This window comes from Rhodococcus sp. P3_B8 (assembly GCF_056402775.1).
In genome coordinates this window covers 1-2687 of record NZ_JBFUGT010000531.1, presented here as the reverse complement: position 1 = coordinate 2687, position 2687 = coordinate 1, and the positions used below count along the sequence as shown (strand labels likewise).

The following is a 2687-nucleotide window of genomic DNA, read 5'->3' as shown; positions in this document are numbered from 1 at the left end:
CAGGCCCGTGTCGGTGTCGAGGAAGATCACGCCCTGCGCCTCGAGGTCCTCACGGATCGAGTGGTACACCACCTCGGACTCGTACTGAGCCGCGACACCGGCGACGAGGCGCTGCTTCTCGGCCTCGGGGATGCCCAGCTTGTCGTACGTGTTCTTGATGTCCTCGGGCAGGTCTTCCCAGCTCTCGGCCTGCTTCTCGCTCGAGCGCACGAAGTACTTGATGTTGTCGAAGTCGATGCCCTCGAGGTTCGAACCCCAGTTCGGCATCGGCTTCTTGTCGAAGGTCTTCAGCGCGCGCAGGCGGATGTCGAGCATCCAGTCCGGCTCGCTCTTCTTCGCCGAGATGTCGCGCACGACGTCTTCGGACAGACCGCGCTGCGCACTGGCACCGGCCTCGTCGGAATCGGACCAGCCGTACCCGTAATGCCCGAGTGACGCGATGGTCTCTTCCTGCGTGAGCGGCTCGGCGTTGGCCGACGCAGTGGATGTCACCTGGTCTGATGTGACGGTCATGCGAGCTCCTTCCGGAGTCTTGTTACGAGACCGGCGAGGGCTGGTCGCCGGTGGAGTACAGGTTGCTGACTAGGGGATCTATCGGGAAATCGTTGTTATTTGGGACCGGACGGGGGGACGAGTGGAACGTGGGTGGTGCATGCGCAGTCGCCGTTCGCGATGGTCGCGAGCCGCTGGACGTGGGTGCCGAGCAGTTGGGCGAACGCTTCCTGCTCGGCTTCGCACAGTTCCGGGAACTCCTCGGCCACGTGTGAGACCGGGCAGTGGTGCTGGCAGATCTGCACGCCGTTGCCCACCGGGCGCGTCGACGCCGCGAATCCCGCAGTGGTGAACGCGTCGGCGATGGCGTCGGCGGTGGTCTCGAGGCCCTCGGCGCTCTGATCGTCTGCCGGGGTCACGTTTCCGACGATCGCCTGGACTCGGCGACGAGCGAAATCGGTGATCGCGGCGTCTCCCCCGACCTCCCGCAATTGACGCATGGCCGCACCGGCGAGGTCGTCGTACGCGTGTCCGAGCCTGCCGCGGCCCTTGGCGGTGATCTGGAAGTATTTGGCGGGTCGTCCTCGTCCGCGGTGACGCACGGCGACGGAGGACGCCTCGCGCGCCTCACCGGAGTCCAGGAGTGCGTCGAGGTGCCGGCGGACACCGGCGGCACTGAGGCCGAGGCGGGTTCCGATTTCCGATGCGGTGATCGGCCCCTCCTCGAGGAGGAGCTTCACGACGGCAGCGCGGGTGTGGCCTTCGTGGCCGACGGCGACGGGTGACGCGGTTCCGACAGGCGCCGCCGAGGAAGGCGCGTGAACTGCGCTTTCCTTCGTTGCACGTGGTGTCGTTTCCGTTTTCACAACACCAGTGTGACGGAATTCGGATCGCAGGTCTACTAAGGGTGCCCTGCCTTACACCTGTGATTATGTGCCGCCCGGGCCCGGGAATACTGGCCGAACCGGTTGTGTTCGGCGCACCGCTACGCTGCCTGTGTGCCGCAGACCCCCGAGAACCCGGAGCCGACCCGCGCGGAGCCGACCTTCACGGCTCGCGCCGCTCTCCGACATCCGGCCGAGCTCGCCCGCCGGGCGCTGGGCATCGACGGCCGCTCCCCGCGCCCCTCGGTGGCGGCCGCGTTGCACGGCGACGAGCCGGAAACCGCGGGGCTGAACGAACAGGAAACCGCGCAGCTCCGCGGGATCCGCCGGTTCGGTGCGACCGGAACCGTCCTGATGGCGGTGGGTGCGCTGGGCGCAGGCGCCCAGCCGGTACTGCAGAACCCGGTCCAGGGGCTTCGCGTCATCGGGCTTCCCGCCCGGATCCCCAGCGTCGCGTTGACGCTCACCATGACCGGCACCGTGATGATCGTGCTCGCGTGGCTACTCCTCGGGCGCTTCGCGATCGGCAGCCTGCAGTCCGGGGCCGTGCGTCGCCTCAACCGGTCTCAGCTCGACCGCACCCTGCTGCTGTGGATCATCCCGCTGTCCGTTGCGCCGCCGATGTTCAGCAAGGACGTGTACTCGTACCTCGCGCAGAGCGAGATCGCGGCCCGCGGGCTCGATCCCTACGCGATCGGTCCCGCCGGTGCGCTCGGGGTCGATCACGTCCTGACCCGGACCGTGCCGACGATCTGGCGCGACACCCCGGCGCCGTACGGGCCGCTGTTCCTCTGGATGGGGCGTGGAATCAGCTGGCTGACCGGCGAGAACATCGTCGCGGGGATCTTCCTGCACCGGCTGCTGGCCCTCGCCGGTGTGGCGATGATCGTGTGGGCACTCCCCCGGCTGGCGCGGCGCTGCGGTGTCGCCGAGGTCAGCGCCCTCTGGCTGGGCGCCGCCAACCCCCTGCTGCTGTTCCACCTGGTCGCCGGAATTCACAACGAGGCTCTGATGCTCGGCCTCATGCTGGCCGGGATCGAGCTGGCGCTGCGGGCCGTCGAACGATCGGAGCCGATCCGCGGGCAATCTCTCCTCCTCCTGCTGTCGGGGGCGGCACTCATCGCCCTGTCGTCGACGATCAAGATCCCCTCCCTCCTCGCACTGGGATTCGTCGGGATGGCGCTCGCCCGGAGATGGGGCGGAACCCCGAAAGCGGTGCTCACCGCGGCCGCCCTGCTCGGCGGGGTGGCCCTGGTGGTCACCCTCGCCATCAGCACGTCCAGCGGACTCGGCATCGGCTGGGTACACACC

2 protein-coding genes and 1 pseudogene are annotated in these 2687 nt (G+C 68.3%); 1 reads left to right on the top strand and 2 read right to left on the bottom strand.

Features of this window, described 5'->3' with window-relative positions; translation table 11 throughout:
- Both AC1D1G_RS44120 and AC1D1G_RS44115 read right to left on the bottom strand, forming a co-directional pair.
- Window positions 1–513 (bottom strand): annotated as a pseudogene (locus tag AC1D1G_RS44120) (Fe-S cluster assembly protein SufB); the annotation flags it as partial.
- Between the two features lie 95 nt (window positions 514–608).
- Window positions 609–1358, bottom strand: coding sequence for a helix-turn-helix transcriptional regulator (locus tag AC1D1G_RS44115; RefSeq protein WP_280782152.1), 750 nt, complete (start codon window positions 1356–1358; stop codon window positions 609–611).
- A gap of 132 nt (window positions 1359–1490) precedes the next feature.
- Here AC1D1G_RS44115 and mptB point away from each other — a divergent pair.
- The coding region (gene mptB, locus AC1D1G_RS44110) for a polyprenol phosphomannose-dependent alpha 1,6 mannosyltransferase MptB (RefSeq protein WP_477956814.1) at window positions 1491–2687 on the top strand (1197 nt) is incomplete at its 3' end.